Origin of the sequence: Rhodoblastus sp. (assembly GCF_041915505.1) — a bacterium.
In the GTDB taxonomy this organism is placed as follows: Bacteria; Pseudomonadota; Alphaproteobacteria; order Rhizobiales; family Beijerinckiaceae; genus Rhodoblastus.
The window spans coordinates 1-4160 of sequence record NZ_JAYSBG010000311.1 but is presented as its reverse complement, the minus strand read 5'-3'; the positions used below and the strand labels follow the sequence as shown (position 1 = coordinate 4160).

The window sequence follows — 4160 nt, the reverse complement described above, 5'->3', positions numbered from 1 at the left end:
AATTGCGGATGCGGATGAAGAATGATCGCGATCGGCGCGCCGCGCTGTTTGGACGGGTGGAAGCGTCCTTCGAGACGGCCGGCGGGTCCGTTGAAAATCACCTCGGGCATGGATACGGTCTCGGGATGGTCTGTCGAGCGGCCTTCTTAGCGAAGCGCGGGCTTTCAAAGCAAACTTTTTCGTTCATCAGGTCCGGAGAATCTCGTGCTGCTCGCCGTTCGCGCCTTCTGGCTGGTCTTGCAGGCCGCTTTTGCTCACCTTTATAGCGGTCTGGCCTATCCCGTCCTGATTGTCGCCGGGATCATCGGCTGGCGCGGCTGGCGGCCGTGGTGGATCCTTCCCGTGATCGTGGTCGAGGCCGTCTACGCCTCTGACCTGTTCGCGCACGCCAGCGGCAGCGGCAAGCTGCCCGGCGCCATGAGCAATGTCTTCTTCCAGCTCGGCGCCTTCACGCTGCTGGCCTTGATCGGCTTTGCCATCGGCTGGACCATTCGGCGACGCGTGTGATGACTTATGTGAATGGGGACACCGTCATTGCGAGCGGAGTGAAGCAATCCATTCGACGATTCAGCAGGTTGAAAGGTGGATTGCTTCGCTCCGCTCGCAATGACGGTTGAGAGGCGTGGAAAGGATCGTTGGTGCGGGAGCCTTGCGTTTACATCATGGCGAGCAAGCGCCATGGCACGCTCTACACCGGCGTGACGTCAAATCTCGCCCGGCGCGTTCACGAGCACCGGAACGACCTCATCAAAGGTTTTACCGGCCGATACCAATGCCATTTGCTTGTCTTTTACGAGCCTTATCCCCGGATGGACGACGCCATCGGGCGTGAAAAACAACTCAAGGCCGGCTCTCGCCAAAAGAAAATCGCCTTGATCGAGGCCATGAACCCACAATGGCGCGATCTATACGAGGACTTGGCCTAACAGAAGCCGTCATTGCGAGCGAAGCGAAGCAATCCACCTCTCAGCCTGTTGAACGGTTGCATGGATTGCTTCGCTTCGCTCGCAATGACGGTCCGGCGTGGTTGCGCGCGCGGCCGTAATACGAGCGCGAAACCCGTGAATTGAGCCGCGCGCCGATTCTTGCCCGATTGCCCAATCCCGCGCCGCGCGCTATCGAAAGCCATGGTTCAGAACAATCCTCACCCGCCGCTCGCCTTTGTCAACGCCCGGCTGATCGACCCCGAAAGCGGAGCCGAGACGCGCGGCGGCGTGCTGGTCGAGGATGGCCGGATCAAGGATTTCGGCGCCGAAATCGCGGCGCAGACCCTGTCGCACGACATTTCCATCATCGATTGCGGCGGCGACGTGGTCTGTCCCGGCCTGATCGACTTGCGCGCCTTCGTCGGCGAACCCGGCGCGGAACATCGCGAATCCATCGCCACGGCCACCGCCGCCGCCGCGGTCGGCGGCGTCACGACGCTGGTCGCGAGCCCCGAGACCAATCCGCCGGTGGACGATCCCGCCGTGGTGGATTTCCTCAAGCGCCGCGCGCGCGACCACGGGCGGGTCCGCGTCCTGCCGGCGGCCGCCATTTCCAAAGCGCTGGAAGGGCAAGAAATTTCCGAATTCGGCCTGCTGCGCGAAGCTGGCGCGGTCGCCTTCACCGACGGCTCGCGCTCGATCCGCAATAGCCAGACCCTGCGCCGCGCCATGACCTATGCGCGCGATTTCGACGCGCTACTCCTGCATTTCCCCGAGGACCGCGATCTTGCCGGTTCGGGCGTGATGAATTCCGGCGAACTCGCCACGCGCCTTGGCCTTTCCGGCGTGCCGCGCGAGGCGGAAGCCATCGCGCTCGACCGCGACATCCGCCTCGTCCGCATGACCGGCGCGCGCTATTGCGCCGCGCCCATTTCCACCACGCTCGCGCTCGATGTGATCGCCAAGGCCAAGGCCGAGGGCCTGCCGGTCTCCTGCGGCGTCACCATCAATCATCTGACGCTGAACGAGAATGATATCGGCTCCTATCGCACCTTTCTGAAGCTCAAGCCGCCGCTGCGGCGCGAGGAGGAGCGGCTGGCTTTGGTCGAGGCGGTCGCCAGCGGGTTGATCGACGTGATCTTCTCCGATCACAATCCGCAGGACGTCGAAACCAAGCGCCTGCCGTTCGGCGAGGCCGATTTCGGCGCCGTGGGCCTCGAAACCCTGCTTTCGGCCGGCCTGCGGCTGGTCCATTCCGGCCATATCCCGCTCGCCAACCTGTTGCGCGCCATGACGACCCGGCCCGCCGATATTCTGCGGCTGGAGCAGGGCCGGTTGAAGCGCGGCGCGCCGGCGGACCTGATCCGCTTCGACCCCGACGAGCCCTATGTGCTCGACAAGGAAGACCTGAAATCGCGCTGCAAGAACACGCCCTTCGATGAGGCCCGGCTGCAGGGCGTGGTCAAGGCGACCATGGTCGGCGGTCAGATCGTCCACGGCGTCGCAGCGATGGAGCGCGCATGATGGATCTACCGTCTCTGCCCATAGCGCTGGCCGCGCTCGCCATCGGCTATCTGTTCGGCTCGATCCCCTTCGGCCTGCTGCTGACCAAGGCGGCCGGTCTGGGCGACGTCCGCTCGATCGGCTCCGGCAATATTGGCGCGACCAATGTGCTGCGCACCGGCCGCAAGGACATTGCCGCCGCGACCCTGTTGCTTGACGCGCTGAAGGCGACGGCGGCGGTGCTGCTGCTGTCCGCGCTCTCGCCCGAAGCCGGCGCTCTGGCCGGTTTCGGCGCCTTTATCGGCCATATTTTCCCGGTCTGGCTGAAGTTCAAGGGCGGCAAGGGCGTCGCCACCTTTCTCGGCTGCCTGTTCGGCTTCGCCTGGCCGGCGGGGCTCGCCTTCATGGCGATCTGGCTGGCGACGGCCTATCTGTCGAAATATTCCTCATTGTCCGCTTTGGTCGCCAGCGCGCTTTCGCCTGTCATCTTGTGGCTGATGGGCCTGCCGGCCCACGCCCTCCTGCTCGCCGTCATGGCCGCGATCCTGTGGGGAAAGCACAAGGAAAACATCGCCCGTCTGCGCGCGGGGACCGAAGGCAAGATCGGCCAGAAGGGATGAGAACGGCGCGGCTCACCGATGAGCAGAAGCTCGACTGGCTGCAACTCATCCGCTGCGAGAATATCGGGCCGCGCACCTTTCGCGCTTTGCTCGCGCGCTATGGCGAGGCCGGGGCGGCTTTGCGCGCTTTGCCGGAGTTGATCCGCCAGGGCAAGGGCCGCGCGGTCGTGATCGCCTCCCGCGACAACGTGCTGCGCGAATGGGAGCAGGCCGAAAAGCTTTCGGCGCGCTTCATCGCGTCATGCGAGCCGGATTACCCGCCCTCCCTGCGCGCCATTGACGCGCCGCCGCCGCTGATCGCTATGCGCGGCGACGCCGCTCTGCTGCAAAGGCCGATGGTGGCGCTGGTCGGGTCGCGCAATGCTTCGGCGGCCGGGCTCGCCATGACGGAACGGCTGGCGCGCGGCGTCGGCGCCGCCGGCTATGGCGTGGTTTCGGGCCTCGCGCGCGGCATCGACGCCTGCGCCCATCGCGCTTCGCTGGCGACCGGCGCCATTGGCGTGCTGGCGGGCGGGCTGGACAAGCCCTATCCGCCGGAAAACGCGGCTCTGTTCGACCAAATGGCCGAGCGCGGCGCGGTGATCGCGGAAATGCCGTTCGGCTACGAGCCGCGCGGGCGCGATTTCCCCCGTCGCAACCGCATCGTCTCGGGGCTGGCGCTGGCCACCGTTGTGGTCGAGGCGGCGCGGCGCTCGGGCTCGCTCATCACAGCGAAATTCGCGCAGGAGCAGGGCCGCGAGGTCTTCGCGGTGCCCGGCTCGCCGCTCGATCCGCGCGCGGAAGGGACCAACGACCTGATCCGCGATGGCGCGCTGCTCTGCGCGAGCGCGCAGGATGTGATCGATGCGGTCGCGCCGCTCGCCGCGCGCGGGGCGGCGCGTTACGATCTGCTGTTCGAACCCGATCCTGCGCCCTTCGACGGCGCCTTGTGGGACGAGGCGGATCGGGAGGTCGTGGCCGCGCCCGAAGCGCTTGCCGATCGCGAGGATGACGGGTCGAACGCCTGGCCACCGTCGGAAACGGCCGTGCCGGAACCATCCGTCGAGCCGCGCGAACAGGTAGAGCGCCTGTTGGGGCCGTCGCCGGTCGCCATTGACGATCTCGCGCGGGC

Annotated in this window: 5 protein-coding genes and 1 pseudogene; 5 read left to right on the top strand and 1 reads right to left on the bottom strand. The window is 66.1% G+C overall.

All coding sequences use genetic code 11. The annotated features are described in order from the left end of the window. A pseudogene (locus ACE3S9_RS15910) lies at window positions 1-110 on the bottom strand (alpha/beta hydrolase); the annotation flags it as partial. Window positions 111-204: 94 nt separating this feature from the next. On the opposite strand from ACE3S9_RS15910, the gene ACE3S9_RS15905 reads away from it, so the two are divergent. From ACE3S9_RS15905 to dprA, 5 genes are all read left to right on the top strand, one after another. Further along, window positions 205-507 (top strand): hypothetical protein, encoded by a 303-nt coding sequence (locus tag ACE3S9_RS15905; protein WP_374547455.1) that lies wholly within the window; start codon window positions 205-207, stop codon window positions 505-507. A 131-nt stretch (window positions 508-638) separates the two neighbouring features. Beyond that, a complete protein-coding gene (locus tag ACE3S9_RS15900; RefSeq protein ID WP_374547454.1) occupies window positions 639-926 on the top strand; it encodes a GIY-YIG nuclease family protein in 288 nt (95 codons plus the stop codon). Window positions 927-1127: 201 nt separating this feature from the next. After that, a complete protein-coding gene (gene pyrC / locus ACE3S9_RS15895) occupies window positions 1128-2450 on the top strand; it encodes a dihydroorotase (RefSeq protein ID WP_374547453.1) in 1323 nt (440 codons plus the stop codon). Further along, complete coding sequence (gene plsY, locus ACE3S9_RS15890) at window positions 2450-3049, top strand: glycerol-3-phosphate 1-O-acyltransferase PlsY (RefSeq protein WP_374547452.1); 600 nt, start codon at window positions 2450-2452, stop codon at window positions 3047-3049. Before pyrC ends, plsY begins: the two co-directional genes overlap by 1 nt. Further along, window positions 3046-4160: DNA-processing protein DprA (gene dprA, locus ACE3S9_RS15885; RefSeq protein WP_374547451.1), on the top strand; the 1115-nt coding region annotated here is incomplete at its 3' end. The genes plsY and dprA, both read left to right, overlap by 4 nt.